The sequence below is a fragment of the Dellaglioa kimchii genome, from assembly GCF_046115505.1.
Classification (GTDB): domain Bacteria; phylum Bacillota; class Bacilli; order Lactobacillales; family Lactobacillaceae; genus Dellaglioa; species Dellaglioa kimchii.
Map to the genome: position 1 here is coordinate 1,162,720 of NZ_CP170736.1, position 16,574 is coordinate 1,179,293.

Annotated in this window: 15 protein-coding genes; 6 read left to right on the forward strand and 9 right to left on the reverse strand. The window is 33.7% G+C overall.

Annotated elements, in window-relative coordinates:
- The first annotated feature begins 146 nt into the window (after positions 1–146).
- Together ACE83Q_RS05760 and ACE83Q_RS05765 are read left to right on the forward strand one after the other, a co-directional pair.
- Entirely contained in the window at positions 147–386 is a 240-nt protein-coding gene (locus tag ACE83Q_RS05760) for a hypothetical protein (protein WP_409021786.1), read from the forward strand.
- 29 nt (positions 387–415) lie between these two features.
- Positions 416–1,831, forward strand: coding sequence for a glycoside-pentoside-hexuronide (GPH):cation symporter (locus ACE83Q_RS05765; protein ID WP_409021787.1), 1,416 nt, complete (start codon positions 416–418; stop codon positions 1,829–1,831).
- 51 nt (positions 1,832–1,882) lie between these two features.
- Here ACE83Q_RS05765 and ACE83Q_RS05770 read toward each other — a convergent pair whose 3' ends face one another.
- Positions 1,883–2,476 (reverse strand): YdeI/OmpD-associated family protein, encoded by a 594-nt coding sequence (locus ACE83Q_RS05770; protein ID WP_409021788.1) that lies wholly within the window; start codon positions 2,474–2,476, stop codon positions 1,883–1,885.
- Positions 2,477–2,494: 18 nt separating this feature from the next.
- The gene (locus ACE83Q_RS05775) at positions 2,495–3,166 is read right to left on the reverse strand and encodes a YoaK family protein (protein WP_409021789.1); all 672 of its coding nucleotides are present in this window, start codon (positions 3,164–3,166) and stop codon (positions 2,495–2,497) included.
- Between the two features lie 176 nt (positions 3,167–3,342).
- On the opposite strand from ACE83Q_RS05775, the gene ACE83Q_RS05780 reads away from it, so the two are divergent.
- Positions 3,343–5,193, forward strand: coding sequence for an FAD/NAD(P)-binding protein (locus ACE83Q_RS05780; RefSeq protein WP_409021790.1), 1,851 nt, complete (start codon positions 3,343–3,345; stop codon positions 5,191–5,193).
- Positions 5,194–5,397: 204 nt separating this feature from the next.
- The gene (locus ACE83Q_RS05785; RefSeq protein WP_409021791.1) at positions 5,398–5,808 is read left to right on the forward strand and encodes a peptide deformylase; all 411 of its coding nucleotides are present in this window, start codon (positions 5,398–5,400) and stop codon (positions 5,806–5,808) included.
- Positions 5,809–5,859: 51 nt separating this feature from the next.
- Here the strand turns inward: ACE83Q_RS05785 and ACE83Q_RS05790 are convergent, their stop codons facing one another.
- The 3 genes from ACE83Q_RS05790 to ACE83Q_RS05800 form a co-directional block, all read right to left on the reverse strand.
- Positions 5,860–6,603 carry an SDR family oxidoreductase gene (locus ACE83Q_RS05790; protein WP_409021792.1) on the reverse strand — a complete coding sequence of 248 codons (744 nt, stop codon included), beginning with the start codon at positions 6,601–6,603 and terminating at the stop codon, positions 5,860–5,862.
- 109 nt (positions 6,604–6,712) lie between these two features.
- Positions 6,713–7,528 (reverse strand): bifunctional hydroxymethylpyrimidine kinase/phosphomethylpyrimidine kinase, encoded by an 816-nt coding sequence (thiD, locus tag ACE83Q_RS05795; RefSeq protein ID WP_409021793.1) that lies wholly within the window; start codon positions 7,526–7,528, stop codon positions 6,713–6,715.
- Positions 7,529–7,718: 190 nt separating this feature from the next.
- A complete protein-coding gene (locus ACE83Q_RS05800) occupies positions 7,719–9,278 on the reverse strand; it encodes an MFS transporter (protein WP_409021794.1) in 1,560 nt (519 codons plus the stop codon).
- A gap of 354 nt (positions 9,279–9,632) precedes the next feature.
- Here ACE83Q_RS05800 and ACE83Q_RS05805 point away from each other — a divergent pair, with 354 nt between their 5' ends.
- Complete coding sequence (locus tag ACE83Q_RS05805; protein WP_409021795.1) at positions 9,633–10,034, forward strand: pyridoxamine 5'-phosphate oxidase family protein; 402 nt, start codon at positions 9,633–9,635, stop codon at positions 10,032–10,034.
- Positions 10,035–10,088: 54 nt separating this feature from the next.
- Here ACE83Q_RS05805 and ACE83Q_RS05810 read toward each other — a convergent pair whose 3' ends face one another.
- Together ACE83Q_RS05810 and ACE83Q_RS05815 are read right to left on the reverse strand one after the other, a co-directional pair.
- Positions 10,089–10,829: a Cof-type HAD-IIB family hydrolase gene (locus ACE83Q_RS05810; RefSeq protein WP_409021796.1), complete on the reverse strand. Its 741-nt coding sequence runs from the start codon at positions 10,827–10,829 to the stop codon at positions 10,089–10,091.
- 151 nt (positions 10,830–10,980) lie between these two features.
- Positions 10,981–12,795: a glycerophosphoryl diester phosphodiesterase membrane domain-containing protein gene (locus ACE83Q_RS05815; protein WP_409021797.1), complete on the reverse strand. Its 1,815-nt coding sequence runs from the start codon at positions 12,793–12,795 to the stop codon at positions 10,981–10,983.
- A gap of 195 nt (positions 12,796–12,990) precedes the next feature.
- On the opposite strand from ACE83Q_RS05815, the gene ACE83Q_RS05820 reads away from it, so the two are divergent.
- The gene (locus ACE83Q_RS05820) at positions 12,991–13,878 is read left to right on the forward strand and encodes a polysaccharide deacetylase family protein (protein ID WP_409021798.1); all 888 of its coding nucleotides are present in this window, start codon (positions 12,991–12,993) and stop codon (positions 13,876–13,878) included.
- Positions 13,879–13,962: 84 nt separating this feature from the next.
- Here the strand turns inward: ACE83Q_RS05820 and ACE83Q_RS05825 are convergent, their stop codons facing one another.
- Positions 13,963–15,402: a catalase gene (locus ACE83Q_RS05825; RefSeq protein ID WP_409022825.1), complete on the reverse strand. Its 1,440-nt coding sequence runs from the start codon at positions 15,400–15,402 to the stop codon at positions 13,963–13,965.
- A gap of 227 nt (positions 15,403–15,629) precedes the next feature.
- Positions 15,630–16,544: a GRP family sugar transporter gene (locus ACE83Q_RS05830; protein WP_409021799.1), complete on the reverse strand. Its 915-nt coding sequence runs from the start codon at positions 16,542–16,544 to the stop codon at positions 15,630–15,632.
- Positions 16,545–16,574: the final 30 nt, after the last annotated feature.

Genomic DNA, 16,574 nt, shown 5'->3' on the forward strand with positions numbered 1-16,574 from the left:
AAAACGTTTACATTTTAGTAAAAGTTTAGTAAAATGTAGTTGTTAACTAAAAGAATGCGTTTTCACGTTATTGTTTTTTATGTTTTGCCATTATGAATAACAATTTCTTTTACCAAAAATCTATTATATAGGAAGAGGTCATTAGAATGGATACAAATAAATTAACGATTGATGCCGAACGATTTGCAGCTGCAATTATTGCCGGAAATCCTAAGCAAACAAATGAAGATAACAAGATATACATTAAACGTCAATTGACGTTATACCTTGAATCAGTTTTGTTAGTTAATGATTTTAATTCTTTAGAAGAAAACCAATTAGGTTCTGCTAAAGAAAAACAACGTCAAGCAATTTTAGATAAGATTATTGAACATAGATACAACTAATTTAAATATATTCGAAAGGAATTAAACTAATGAAAAATTCTAAAGATTTTAAACAATATGCTTCATATGCCTTTGGTGCATTTGGACATGATGCCTTTTATGCAACACTTAGCACTTATTTTATGATTTTTATTACGAGTCAATTATTCGTTACAAAGGATGCTGGTTTCAATGCTAAAATGATCGGTTACGTCACAACTATGATGGTTGTTATTCGAATTGTTGAGATCTTTTTCGATCCTTTAATTGGTGGCGTTATTGATAATACCCGTACTCGTTGGGGAAACTTTAAGCCATGGTTATTGGTTGGATCAATAATCAGCTCAATTGGCTTAATTATTATTTTCACTGATTTTGGTGGTCTGGCTACAAGTAATCCATATCTTTACTTAATTCTCTTTGCTATTGTTTATATCATTCTAGATAGTTTCTATTCATTCAAAGATATTTCATTCTGGTCAATGTTACCCGCTCTAAGTGTTGAATCAGAAAAACGGACTAAATTTGGAACAATTGCTCGTTTTGGTTCAACATTAGGTGCTCAAGGTGTTATTATCGTTATCGTCCCAATCGTTGTCTTCTTTTCAAAAATGTTCTCAGGTACAACTGGTAATACACAAACAAAAGCAGGTTGGTTAGGTTTTGCTATTGTTATCGGATTAGTTTCATTCTTAGGTGCTTTAGCAACTATTTTAGGAACTAAGATCGAAAAAAATGCAATTCGTGAAAATACTGAAAAAGTTCGTTTCCGTGATGTTTTCAAAGTTATCGGTAAAAATGATCAATTAATGTGGTTATCATTATCATATTTCCTTTTCGCTTTTAGTTATGTTATTACAAATTCACTTTTGATTTACTACTTTAACTACGTTTTAGGTAGTGCAGCTGCATTTACTACTGTTGGTGTTCTAACAGCAGTCTTAGGAATAATTTCAGTTTCATTATTCCCAACTTTAGTTGCATTGGTTCACCGCCGTGCCATCTACCTTGGTGGAATCGCTGTCATGTTATTAGGTTACATTCTCTTCCTATTTGCTGGTACTAACCTTGTTGTTGTCTTAATTGCTGTTGGCTTATTCTTCTTCCCATATCCACTTGTTTTCTTAGCAGCATTGATGACAATTACGGATAGTGTTGAATACGGTCAATTAAAGAGTGGAACACGTAATGAATCTGTTACTTTAGCAGTTCGTCCTTTGTTGGATAAATTAGCTGGTGCCTTCGCTAATGGTGTTGTTGGTTTTGCCGCAATCCAAGCTGGTATGACAGGTAGTGCTAAACCAAGTGATATTACAAACAGTGGTTTACTACAATTCAGAATGTACATGTTCTTCGTTCCAATGGCCTTAATAATTGTTGCTGCTCTTATCTTTATGTCAAAAATTAAATTGACTGAAGCTAAACATGCTGAAATCGTTACAGAATTAAAAAAGAAATTAGATTAAAATAATTAAAAAAAACAGCGATCAGATTTTATCTGGTCGCTGTTTTGCTGTCTAATCGTTAAGTCCTTTACCATCAAGGATTTTCGGAATATATTTAATAATTCTAGCTTCACGTGTTTCTGTTTTCTTAGCATCTGCAAAATAACGTGCATACGTTTTTTGACGACCCGGCGTTAAAGTTTCAAAAAATTCTTCTAATTCTGGCATTTCATTCATTTTTTTCTGGAATTCAATTGGTAACACAAGTTCAGTTGGTTTACCCTGTGGTACTTTTAATCCAGACTTTTCTGCATTAATTGCTTTTTGAATATAGTCACTAATCTCTGATTTTAAATCAGTAATATCTTTTAAATTTTGAAATCTAATTTGACGACCAACCTCAGTATGTTCACCCGTTCGAACTAAAATACCCTTACCATCATCAATCAGAGTTCCTTTTAAGAAAAGTAATGCCATATACTCTTTAAATCCTTGAATTAAGACAATATTTTTACCATTCAGTGTGTAACAAGGCTTGCCCCATTTAAATTCTTCAGTCAATCCCGTTGCGAGTGCAAGTTCTCTTAACTGTGTCATTTCTTCTTTCCATTGTGTTGCTTTTTCTAAGTGTAAATCAACTTTTGGATTTTTTTTAATTTCTGTCATTGTCCTAACCCCTTTATTTTATAATCTTTTTTCTGGATTTAATTGTAGCCCAATCAATGAACACAACAAAAAAAATGCAGCTAATAATATCGTTTTAGTGCCCATTATTGGCACCATAGCACCCATAGAAATTGCGCCAAAAAGAAACGCCAAAACAACACCCAACATACGCCAACCTTTAGCCATTGCGATTATATTCCCTTTAACAATCCCATCATAAAAGCTTTCAGCCATCGTCCTCAAATTACCCGTCATCATAAATGATGTAAAAGGCCCTCCGTTGATTTGTCTAAATTCTTGAAGTTGCGCTGCAGCGACCATTGAAATAATTCCTGTAGATAACTGGGCTGGCCAATTTTGGGGAATAAACGCAACAACAATTAAAAGAATTGTTTCAATACCGATAACAAATCGTTGTCGTTTATTAATTGAATCTTCTTCTTTAAATCGATGTTGTAAATTTCTAGTTATAATAATACCAATCATAAAGGCAAAAATTGGAATCAGATGATCGAAGATAGCCCACCATTTCATTTGGCCCATATCAATACCTAATATAATTAAATTTCCGGTTTGCATCCCAGCGAAAACGCCATTATGTACAATATAAGTATACGCATCAAATCCGCCGCCGGCAAATATCAGTCCAGCAAACAGTAACCTGTCCAAAAGTGACATTGGTTTTTTCATCAAATCCTTCTTTCAGTCCGTACTTAAAATATTCTTTCAAATTAAGTATACTAAATTATCAGTAGTTAACAAGAATATATGATTAATTTTCAATATGGAAGACGTTATCAAGCGATTTTTTCTATTTTAAAGTTTATAATGGAGTTAGTTTTTATATGATAAGGGAGATTACTTTTATGCATTTAGCCATTATTGGTGCCGGACCACGAGGTTTGATTACACTTGAACGACTCATTGCTTGGCAACAAGCAGATCCTTCAAATTCACCACTTACTATTGATTTATATGATCCATATGGTGTGGGTGGACGCGTATGGTCACCAACTCAACCACATGAATTAATCATGAATACCGCAGCTCAACAAATTAGCTTATTCTATGGAACAAGCGTCCAATCTATTGGTCCAGTTATCCCAGGACCAAATATTTTCGAATGGGCTCAATCCGATGCCCATGATTTTATCGAAAGAAATAATTATTCAGCAGATTTTTTAGCTGAAATTAAAAATTTACATCCAAACGATTATGCAACAAGAGCACTTTTTGGTGTTTATATCCAATGGTATTACGCTGAATTACTTAAACGTGCCTCTAACAATATCACAATTAATTTGAATAAAAGTACGGTTACACAAATTTCAAAAAAATCTGATCAATTTGAAATCACAACCGCCTTACCTTCTGTTAGTATCGTTGATTATGTCGTAATGTCTTTAGGTAATCTTGAAAATGAATTATCTGTCGGACAAAAAAGATTTGATACATTCGCTACAGAAAACAAGTTAACTTATGTCTTACCAGGCTTTCCAAATGAAACAAAACTAGATCATATCACGCACGAAGATACTGTTATTTTACGTGGCTTAGGTCTTAGCTTCTTTGATTTAGTTACTCGCTTGACTGTAGGCCGTGGTGGTCTATTTAAGCGATTAGAGAACGGGCAACTACAATATCAAGCAAATGGTAACGAACCTCGCATTGTGGCAGGTTCGCGTCGTGGATGGCCTTACCATGCCAAAGGGGATAATCAAAAATCACCCGGTGAAGAGACGCAAGCTCATTTTTTAACGGCCGCTAAAATGGCAGTTTTCATGGAGAATGGTTCCGTCTCTTTTAATGAATTTTGGACTTTGTTAAGTCATGACGTTGAATATCATTATTATTCATTACTTGTCGCACAGAATTATCCAACAATTGATTTAACAAAATTCCAATTAGCTTTCTTAAAAGATCCTAAAGTAACCGTTGAGCGATCAATTATTCTTGAAGAAGATCGCTTTAATTGGGATCATCTAGGAAATCCAATGACTAAAAAACCTAATGAAGATTTCAAAGCTGTCATGTTAGACCATTTACAAAAAGATGCAGTAGACGCAAAATTGGGTACTAAAACTGGTCCATTGACTAGTGCCCTCGAGGTTTTACGTGACTTACGTCTTCCGGTTAGACAATTAATTGATAACCGTCTCCTAACAGATGATGACTATCTAACAAACTTCTTAGGCTGGTTTAATTCATTAAATAACTTTTTAACAATTGGACCACCTACCATTAGGGTTGAACAATTACGAGCACTCGTTGAAGCTAATGTTGTTACACTATTAGAACCTGGAATGGTCGTTGATACTAAGGATCATCAATTTGAAACATATAGTGCAAACCAACCAGATCAACGCTACTTAGCAACAACCCTAATTGAAGCACGCGTTCCTGCTGTTCATGCAACAACAGCAACAAGTCCTTTAATAAAACAGTTACTCGATACAAAAATTGCCAATCCGTTAATATTAAATCCAACTAAAGGTGACTCTGTTATAGATGGTGCAGTCGACGTTGACCCTATCAGTAATTTATTACTAGATGAAAATAAGACGCCGCAACCTGGTTTATATTTCTGGGGCGTTCCAACTGATGGCGTTCATTGGCTAACAGCCGCAAGTCCAAGACCTTTTGTAAATGATGTTAGTTTGCGTACAGCAAATGATATTGTTAAAGCTATTTTTACAGAAGAGTCACATAATAATTAAAAAAGTGAGCCATACTCTATTCTAAAAATAGAGTATGGCTCACTTTTTAGAATATATTTTACCTATTAAATTGACGTTAATTAATCCTAAAATAATAATTTTCCACTTGAGGATAACATTATATTCTAAATCATGATAAAATCATTAACTAGATATCCGTCAATATTTCTTTATTAACTATGCTACTTAACTCAAAGGAGAAAAATGATAAAACCAATTATGCACGATGAAATATTTCTCGCACAAAAAGCTGAGCTTGCAACTAAAAATGATGGCTCAATCGTAATCGATTTATTAGATACACTAGAAGCCAATAAAGAGGTTTGCGTTGGGATGGCTGCCAATATGATTGGTGTGAATAAACGAATTATCGTTTGCCAATTTGGTAATCTAAATGTTCCCTTTATTAATCCTAAGATTACAAAAAAATCTGGGCGTTATAATGTCAATGAAGGTTGCCTTTCGTTGACTAGCGAACGTCCAGCACAACGATATGATTCCATTACAGTTGATTATTTAGACAAATCATTTCAACCTCAAACCCAAAAATTTTCAGGTTGGATGGCACAAATTATTCAACACGAAGTCGATCATTGTGAAGGTATTATCATCTAAACGAAAAAATCCCGAGAAAATAAATTCTCGAGATTTTTTTATTACTTAAATTTAGGCTTGGGCTGTTGGATAAATCGTAAATTCATTAACATTAACTTCTTCTGGTTGATCAATGGCAAACTTAACCACACGGGCAATTGCGACCGGATCAATTCCGACTTGTTCATAAAATGACGACATCCCTGAAAGAGTTTGCTCATCCGTAATTGTATTTAATAATTCTGTGTTAATTGCTGCTGGATATAAGGTTGATGTTCTTATATTTGTTTTTTCCATAGCACTTTCTGTCCTTAGAACTTCCATTAAATTACGGACAGCAAATTTTGTTGCGCCATAAACACCTGCATCTGGGAATGATTTAATGCCTGCAACAGATGATGTTGTAATAACATGTCCATGTTTTTGTTCAATAAATATAGGCAACACTGCAGCAATTCCGTTCAATACACCTTTGATATTGATATCAATCATATCATCCCATTCATCCGTTTTTAAAGCCGATAAGGGCGAGTTAGGCATGATTCCAGCATTATTGAATATAACATCTATCCCACCAAAAGTTTCTTGTGCTAAAGTAACTAAATTCTTAACGTCACTTGCCTTAGTGACATCAGTAATGGCATATGTTGCCTGACCACCATTCTTTTTAATTTCTTCAACAATTTTTGCTAACTTAGCTTCACGACGAGCACCTAAAACGACTTTAGCCCCACCTTCAGCTAACATTCTGGCCGTTGCTTCACCAATACCACTTGATGCTCCTGTAATAACAACAACTTTATTTTCTACTGACATATAATTATCCTCCAATTTAATTTGTATGTTTACATTACTCTTTAAAGTGCACTCTAAGTCAACAAAAAAAGACTCATTTTTATACAAAATAAAAGTGAGTCTTTAGTACCTATTTATTTAAACGGTAAGCAGCGTGATATAAAGGGCCTACGTATTCATTAAATGCAAAACCTGATTTAATTCCAGCAGTTACAAAATCTTTTGCTTTATAGACAGCTTCTTTAACTGACAATCCATTTGCAAGGCCCGCAGTTATAGCCGCTGCAAATGTACAGCCCGCACCATGATTATAAGCAGGCGTTATTTTTTCAGTTTCTAGAAACTCAAATTGAGTTCCATTATAAAATAAATCAAGCGCCTTTTCACCCTTAAGAGCTTTACCGCCTTTAACAACGACATTTTTTGCACCTAACTCATGAATCTTAATAGCTGCTTGTTTCATGTCGTCAAGTGATTTCAAAGTTCCCATTCCAGATAAAACGCCAGCTTCAAACAAATTAGGCGTTGTGACTGTCGCAATTGGGATCAATAAATCACGGATAGCATCAGCTGCTTCTGGATTTAATACTTCATCTTCACCTTTACAAACCATAACAGGATCAATCACAACATTCTTAATCTCTTTTTCTAAAATGTTTTCACGAGCTACTTCTGTAATTGCAACACTACCAAGCATCCCTGTTTTCATTGCAGCAATATCTCCGCCAGCACCTGTCGTTTTCAACTGTGCTTTTACTAATTCAGCATCCATAACAGTTACGTTATGTGCCCATCCAGCATCTGGATCCATTGTAACAATTGAAGTTAGTGCAACCATGCCATAAGTTCCAAACTCTTCAAATGTTTTCAAATCTGCTTCCATACCAGCGCCACCACTTGCATCGCTACCAGCAATTGTTAAAACTTTAGGAATTATTTTCGTCATTACTAATCTCCCTTTTATTTGGATGATTTATTTTTAAATTAATATTATTTTATCATACGCCTTGTTATAAACAGCGATACTATTAGAAGTCTTACGCTTCAGAAATCTAGCGGTATCATTAAAGAGCCACTCAAAATTTTAAATGACAGCTTTCACTTCTTATAAACCTACTGACATAAAAAAAGTTTTTTTATTTATCTAATTTTTGATCGACACTTTTTGTTTCTCTTAATAAAAAGACTGCTGCTAGAATTCCGATAATCATAATGACCAATGATGTTAAAACAACTTGAATCATGCCTTTATCAAAAGCTGTTAAAACAATCTTTTGAACTTTATCAGCATAAGGAGTCGCTATTATTTTTTGACTCCACGCAACCATATGTCCAGAAAATGCTCCTGCATTTACTAAGGCTTGCTGAATACCCGTTGCAGCTGCACTAGGAATATGACTATCATTTAAACTAGTGCTCAAACTTGATTCATATGCTTTAGTTTGTGCTAAACCAAGAATTACAACACCTACTGTTATTCCAATTTGACGAAAAACATTCAATAAACCAGATGCCATGCCAATTTCTTTTGGATTAATATTATCCATAGCAGCAGTATTAATCATCGGATTAATAATAGCGTTACCCAATCCAGTTAATATAAGAAGCGGAAGTAATTGCATGTAGGTAAAGTCCGTTGTTGTTACCTGGCTAAACGTAAATAATCCAAGTGAAGCAACAATAAATCCAAGTGAAATCATCCACTTTTTACCAAACTTGTACCCTAGCACTCCTGTAAAAGGACCTAAGACAAGCGACCATAAACTCATAGGTAGTTGATGTAATCCCGTAGAAAAGGCTGAATATCCCATATAATTTTGCATTAAACTTGTTTGATAAGCGGCTAACGCAAAGATACCAGCACCAAGTGCAAATGCAAGAATTACAACACCAACAAAATGACGATTTGTTAATAATGTTAAATTCATCATTGGCGATTTAACTTTTAACTCTACAAAAACAAAGGCAGTTAAGATTAAAATTGATGCAATTAACCATCCCATAACATGCATATCAGTCCAAGCCCAATGCATATGCTGTTCTTTTTGAATTAAGCCATAAATACCAGCAAATAATCCAACTGCTGAAAGAATCATTCCTATAAAATCAATCGATTCCCCAGCGCCATATGCAGGTGTTTCTTTAACATTTCTAATAACCAAATAAATCGCAATGATACCGACCGGTAGATTAACAAAGAAAATTGAAGGCCAACCAAAGTTCTCAACTAAAAATCCACCAACTAAAGGTCCGATTGCTGTTGAGAATCCAATAACTGATCCTAAAATACCAAGTGCTGTCCCACGTTCTCGACCTTCAAAGTTAGACGCAACTAACGCCATTGATAAACTCATCATTCCTGAACCACCAATTGCTTGAACTGCTCGACCAAAATCAAGAACTAATAAATTTGGTGCAAGCCCATTTACAACAGATGCAATCGTAAACAAAATTGTACTAGCGATGAAGACTTTTTTTCGTCCAAACATATCACCTAATTTTGAAACAATTAATAAACTGACTGCATACATTAAAGTATATGCATTTAATATCCACTGTAAATCACTAAATGTTGTTTTAAAATCAACTGCCATACTTGGTAAAGCAACATTTACAACAGTAACATCTAAAAGGCCCATAAAAACGCCTAAACTCATAGCGAACAAGGCTACCCAACGATTTGTTGCTTTTTTCATTTTTTCTCCCTTTGTATATCTTCTATTTGATCCACTACACCAATATAATTCATACCACATATTTTAAAGCAATAAGTTTCGTGCCATTTAGAATCATGGACAACCATTTTTCCAATACCAATCGTAACTTATATCCTGACATATTACGAATCATTAGTACTGTTAAAATTAATAATCTTTACACATCACTTTAGCGCCTTTCTTCGATGTCCTTTTAGAGATGACTATCAGACTGATATAAGTATCAGTTTTTTTAGACCTATTTGCAAGCTTTATAAAGCTGATTTTTTGCCAATATGATTTAATCATGGTAAGTTTTACTTATAATAAGTAAATAAAAAAGGAGATCTTACAATGGTAAAATTAACAGAAGATATGAAAAAAATGATTCCTGAACAACTTAATTTTCTTTCAACCGTGGATGAAAATGGGTTTCCACAAGTTGGTCCTAAAGGATCAATGCGCGTTTTTGATGATACGCATTTGATTTATAATGAAGAAACAGCTAAACATGCATTACACAATCTTCAAAATAATGGCCGTGCAGCTGTCGCCGTTGTAGATCGTCCTAATCTTAAGGGTTTCCGATTTGAAGGCACAGCACATTTAATTGATTCCGGTAAAATTTTTGACGACGCTGTTAAATTTGGTGAAGAACGTCATTTACCAAAAATGTACTATGCTGTCATCATTGATGTTGAACGTATTTACAAATTAGACGCTGGCCCAACTGCTGGTGATTTAATTGCTGACTAGAAGTTAAACTTAAAAAGGACTAAATCCCGTAAATGGGATTTAGTCCTTTTTGTCTTAATTTTTCACTAATTGTTCTAATATAGCTAATCCAACGCCATCTTCATCATTCTTTTTTGCATAATGATTAGAAATATCTTTATTAATTTGATGCCCATTCTCCATTGCATAACTAATACCTGCAGCTTTTAACATTGAAATATCATTCAAATTATCGCCAATCGCCATCACTTCTGACATAGGAATACCCATACTATCAGCAAAATTTTTCAACGCAATCCCTTTTTGTGCATTAACGTGATTAACTTCAAGATTATTATCCCCTGAAGAAGTCACAATGAGTGTTTCATTTTCTTCAATTTTATTTTTTAAAACAGATAAGTCATCTGATTCATCCGTTTTTCGAATAAGAAATTTAAACAAATCTATTTCAGAATCATCAATAATTTCACTGTAATCATCTGAGTAAACACCTTTTGACGTCATAACTTTAAAAAAGGCATGTTCATTTTTCAAAAATTTAATGAGTTTTTGTGCCTCTTTTTTTGATATTGGAAAACTATTAATTTGTTTGCCTTCCTCAGTTACCGTAGCGCCACCATTATAATTAATCATCGGTGCACTAATACCTGCTGCATCAATTAACGGTTTCACTTCATCATAACTTCGTCCAGTCGCAACAACAAAAGTCACTCCCATTTCCTGAGCCTTCTTAATAGCTGCTGCATTACCTTTCGAAATACTATTTTCATTGTTTAATAACGTGCCGTCCATATCTGATGCGATAATTTTAATCATACTTACTAGACACTCCTCTAATTTCAGTTTAGTAGCAACTTCAGCATAGCATGCCACCTATATAGTGTAAACGTTAACATCTAAATAGAATTAAAAAAAGACTACTCATCAAAGTAATCTTTTCTTATTTATGTTTCCTAACCAAACTAATTTAATTATCAATTGTTATGCTAATTCCCGTTAATCTATTTGAGAATATTGATAATTTACTTGCATAACTCGGATGATCATTATTAGCTTGAACAACTTGTTTAAGGGTACTAAAGTCATCCGTAATAATACCATCAACGTTCATAAATAACATTTTTTGCATAATCGTTTCATCATTTACAGTCCAAGCATAGACATCCTGGTTCTTATCATGCGCCTTGCTTACAAATGAGTCATCTAAAGTTGTTGCTTCCATAGTGTACGCATTTGCTGGTGTTTCTGGAAATGATATATTATATGGAATGATAAAACTGATATAAAGCTTTGGTGCTTGTTTTTTTACTTGTGAAACAACATCATAACTTAAAGAATGAATTCGATCCTTATCAGCTAATAGTCTTTTTTGATATTTTTTAACAAAGTTTTTAGTCATGTTGGGACTATCTTGCGGAGATACTTTAATCTCAACTAATAATTTTTGATGATTCTTCTCTGCTGCCTTTAAATATTCATCGAAACTTGGAATTTTAGCTGAATAACCATTTTCACGAACAGTTAATGCTGTTAACTCGGATAATGTTAAATCATGTACCGTCCGATTAACATTCGCTAAATTTTCCAAATTTGGATCATGCATAACAACAAATTTATGATCCTTTGTTTCTTGAATATCCATTTCGATGTAATCAGGTTTCTCCTTAGCTGTTTTTTCTAAGGCAGGAATCGTATTTTGTACACCATTCCCATTATCAACTCCTCGATGAGAAATAAGAACTGGATAGTCATTTAACATTCCCTTTAAGTAGACATAATTATAAATAGAAGCTGTTCCTGCAACCAGTATCAAGAGAACAACAACACTAACTTTCTGTAGTTTAATAAAGCGTTTCTTTTTATAGTATGTTTCTTGAATGGGTTTCAAGTGCGGTTGTTGTTCTTCAAAAACATCTAACGCAATGCCTAACAACATAGTCACACTTAAAGTTAATACGATTTGTCCTAAGATTTCCAAAATAAACAGATTGAACATCACAATTATAAATGCTTGATTTTGAAAATGATTATCCACATAGTTTTGAATTAAGAACAAACTAATTTGAACAATTCCTGATATAAAAGCTATGGAAGCCGTGATTACTAATCCTTTTGTGACGGTTATCCAAAATTTGCCACGGCCAGCTTCCCAGCTTTGTTTAATTAAATGACTAATTTTTTTTTCTGAACTAAACAGCATAGTTGGAATAAAACTAATTAATCGGATAGAGAAGAAAAATGCTACGCCATAAACTAAAAGTATTGGTCCCCAGATAGCTGGACTCGTCCACATATCTTGAAGAATAAAATCTGGAATAGTCACCTTATTTAATAAAGTAGATGTAAATAAGACTTGCCCAAATGGTAAAATTAAAACGAAGTAAAAAATAACGAGCAATGCTGTTAAAGGACGTAACTCTAAAACATCATGAATTGATTGTTTTAATAATGATTTAAATTCAATTTTTAAATCATAACGAATAGCTTGAATACCCCTAATCATGAAAGACATTTGAATATAAACAATACTTAATATGACTAATATAACAAGGATAAACTCAATTAATAAGATAGGTTTATCCTCAATAACCGAAATAATGTTAGTATAGGTTAAGTACTCGACTTGGTTGCCACTAAGTATTTGGCTTACCACCCAAGTTAAGATTGGTTGTACCACTGCAGATAAAATATAATTAGTAACAACCACCAAAAGAATATATAATTTCCAATGTTGAAAAAATTCCTTATAACTTTTATTTAAAAAATGAAATGTTCTACGCATGTTTTCCCCCAATTAAATATTTGATATGTACTTTATACTATCATAGCCTTAACTTTTTTTACATTTATTGACTTTATCAAAGAAACTGCTTCCAAGATAAATCCTCACTAAATGACTTAATCAGTGTAAAAATTGAATCTTACTACCTTAGCGTGGTAAATTAGAGAGTATCGTTTCTCATAAAAGGAGTTCATCATGTTAAAACATAAAAAAGGTTGGTTTATTTTATTATTCTTAGTTCTAATCATCTCTATTGGCTCATTGTTCTTTTTCATTCAAAATACTCACTCTACTTCCAATACCAATCACCAAAAAGATAGCTCTAAAAAGGTAAGCTCATCTTTACCCAAGAAAACTATTAAGAAAAATAAGCTCATTTCAAATACTAAAATAGACAGTTCGCATTGGAAACCATTTAAGGGCCAGACCGAATTTCCAATTTTAATGTATCATAGTATTTCTGTTGGAAATTCACTTCGTATTCCTGAAGCACAATTTGCCCATCAAATGCAGTGGCTTAAAAAAAATGGTTACTACACGTTATCACCTGCTGAAGCTATCGAAGTTTTTAAAACACATAAAAAACCTGCTAATAAAATTGTTTGGATTACTTTTGATGATGGCTACAAAGATAACTATGAAAAAGCTTATCCTGCTCTCAAAAAATATCATCAAAAAGCAACCATTAACTATATTACAAGCCACTTTGGTCACAAAAACAAACTAACAATGCCACAAATGAACGAGATGCGAAAATCAGGTTTAGTAAGTATTCAAAGTCATACTGTTCATCATGAAGAACTTAATCAAATGACCGATGCACAACAAACTTTTGAATTTAAGAATTCAAAAAAATGGCTAAACAATAAATTTCATCAAGAGACATCAATTATTTGTTATCCAGTTGGTCGCTTTAATAATCAGACCGCTAAGCTTGCTAAAGCTGCAGGCTACAAACTTGGCCTAACGACATTACCAGGACTCGCTAATGAAAGCCAAGGGCTATTCACCTTGCATCGTGTCCGTATCTCACCAGATTTATCAGATATTTCTTACAAGTATCTTTTAGAACACGGTATGTAAATAACACAATAAAAGGAATAAATCGCTGTTGGATTACAGTGATTTATTCCTTTTATTGTTAAGCATTTTGATACACAGAAAGAGCTATTTAATTAAACTTAGTTCTAACCCTAAAGCTTCAGCAACACGTGTTCCGTATTCTTTATCAGCTTGATAAAACTGTTTTGTTTCACGGATTTTTATCTTAATATCTTTGACTTGTCCCAGATTTGATTTAATATTTTCAATTAAACGCGCTTTTTCATCAGTAGGTAATAAACGATACAATTTACCGGCAGCAGTATAATAATCCTCATTTACTGAATAATTACCTACTTTTCCATCTAATGCATCCCCATGAACTTCTGCATGGCGATTTTCTTCAGGTCCACCTAAACTGTTGGGCTCATAGTTAACATCACCGTTCTGATTTTGCGCCATTAAACCATCTCGTTCATAATTATGAACCTCATTTTTAGGACGGTTAGTTGCCAATTGTTCATAGTTAGCACCTAATCTATATCTTGCAGCATCTTTATAACCAAATAAGCGTCCTTGAAGTAATTTATCTGGTGAGGCTTCAATTCCTGGAACGAAGTTAGCTGGTGAAAATGCTAATTCTTCAATATCTTCAAAATTATTTTTTGGATTTTCATCTAAAACCATTTGGCCAATTTCAATTAATGGATAGTCCTTTTGCGAAATAACTTTCGTAACATCAAAGATATCTTGCGAATAGTCTAATCCTGCTTTATAAGGCACAATTTGTACGGCTACTGTCCAACTAGGATAATCCTGATCTTCAATCGCATTATACAAATCATTTTGTAAGTAATCAGTATCTTTTCCTCTTAATTCTTCAGCAACCTCATTACTTAAATTATGAACACCTTGGTTTGTTTTGAAATGATATTTAACCCAAAATTGTTCACCTTGCTTGTTTACCCATTTAAAAGTATGACTTCCATAACCGTGCATCATTCGGTAACTAGCAGGGATCCCACGATCACTCATAAGCATTGTTACTTGGTGAACTGTTTCAGGTGATAACGACCAGAAATCCCACTGCATATCCTGACTTCTAGCATGCGTTTTTGGGTCACGCTTTTGGGAATGTATAAAATCTGGGAATTTCAAAGCATCATTAATAAAGAAAACTGGAGTATTATTACCCACAATATCGTAGTTACCTTCATCTGTATAAAATCTTACCGCAAATCCTCGTACATCTCGATAAGTATCCGGATAACCTGCCTCACCAGCTACTTGTGAAAAACGGGTTATGACTGGCGTTTTCTTGCCCAAACCATTGAAAAGACCTGCCATAGTATAATCACTCATATCTCTAGTTAATTCAAAATAGCCTTTAGCCCCTGCCCCTTTTGCATGGACCACTCTTTCTGGAATACGTTCTCGATTAAAATGTGCCAATTTTTCTAGTAATTGGTAATCTTGAACTAAAACCGGTCCACGAGCCCCAGCTGTTTGTGAATTTTGATTATTCGCCCATGTTTGACCTTCATTTGTTGTTAAATCCCCCATGATGATTCCTCCTATTATCTTATTTATAAGTCCAATCCTAGCACCTAAACTGATAATTACAATTATTTTGACTTTTATAACTTGAATCGGAAAGTAGGTTTTAAATATCATAGAGAATTTTGATTAATATTTAATTTTTTTATCTTTTATGACATTTTAAAGCAAATAATACCAAAAAAACCTTGATAACATATTATTGTCATCAAGGTTTTAAATTAATTAATCTTTATCTAGTTTTTTAAGAAAACTGTTACAGCAGCGGCAATCACAATCATTACCAAACCAATAATAACAACTAACCATTCTTTACCCGTTTTCTTAGTACGCATAACGACAATTCCTGAAACCGTTGCCCCAACAATTGAAACTTGAGAAAGAACGAATCCAGTTGCCAATCCAAGCATTGCAGGTTGAGCTGAAACTAAATAACCCAATGCTGCCATTGCAAAGAAGAAACCAGAAAAAATTTGTTTGTACGTAACACTTTGTGTAAAAATGTTATTTTTATTTTTCGTTAATTCATAAATTCCAAGAATTAATCCAAATGCTGCCATCCCGATAGCTTGTGCTAAAAACATATGCATACCATCAGTATTTTTAGTATATTGTGGAAGGATACCATATAATGAATAACCAACTTGGGCAATCAATAAGACACCAACTGCCTTTGTAAGTAGTTCTTTATTTCCAGCTGATTTCTTTTCTTGATAAGTTGTCATATAAGCTCCAACCAAGATAACAAATACAGCGATGAATCCATATAATTTTGATGAAACTGGACCCCAGTTACCAAGCATTACAACACCCCAAACTACATTTGCTGTAATTTGGAAAGCTGTTGAGATTGGCATTGCTTTAGCAGATCCTAAAGCATTTCCATCTTGATCCTTCATCCCAAAAGCCATAATAGTTAAAACATTTCCGAAGGCCCAAGCTGCTCCTGAGAAAAATGCTAACCAAAAATTGGAACCTTGTAACATGGGCATTCCCATGACTAATGAAAGGACGATTGCAACAATCAAAGTTCCCCATGTTGCTCCAAAAATACCTTGAACTGGTTTACCGCCAAAATATGATACTAAAGTTGGATATGCACTCCAACCAATAATTGCTAAAAGTGAGAAAAATAATCCTAACATATTCATTTTTATATCATCCTATCCTTATATTAATAA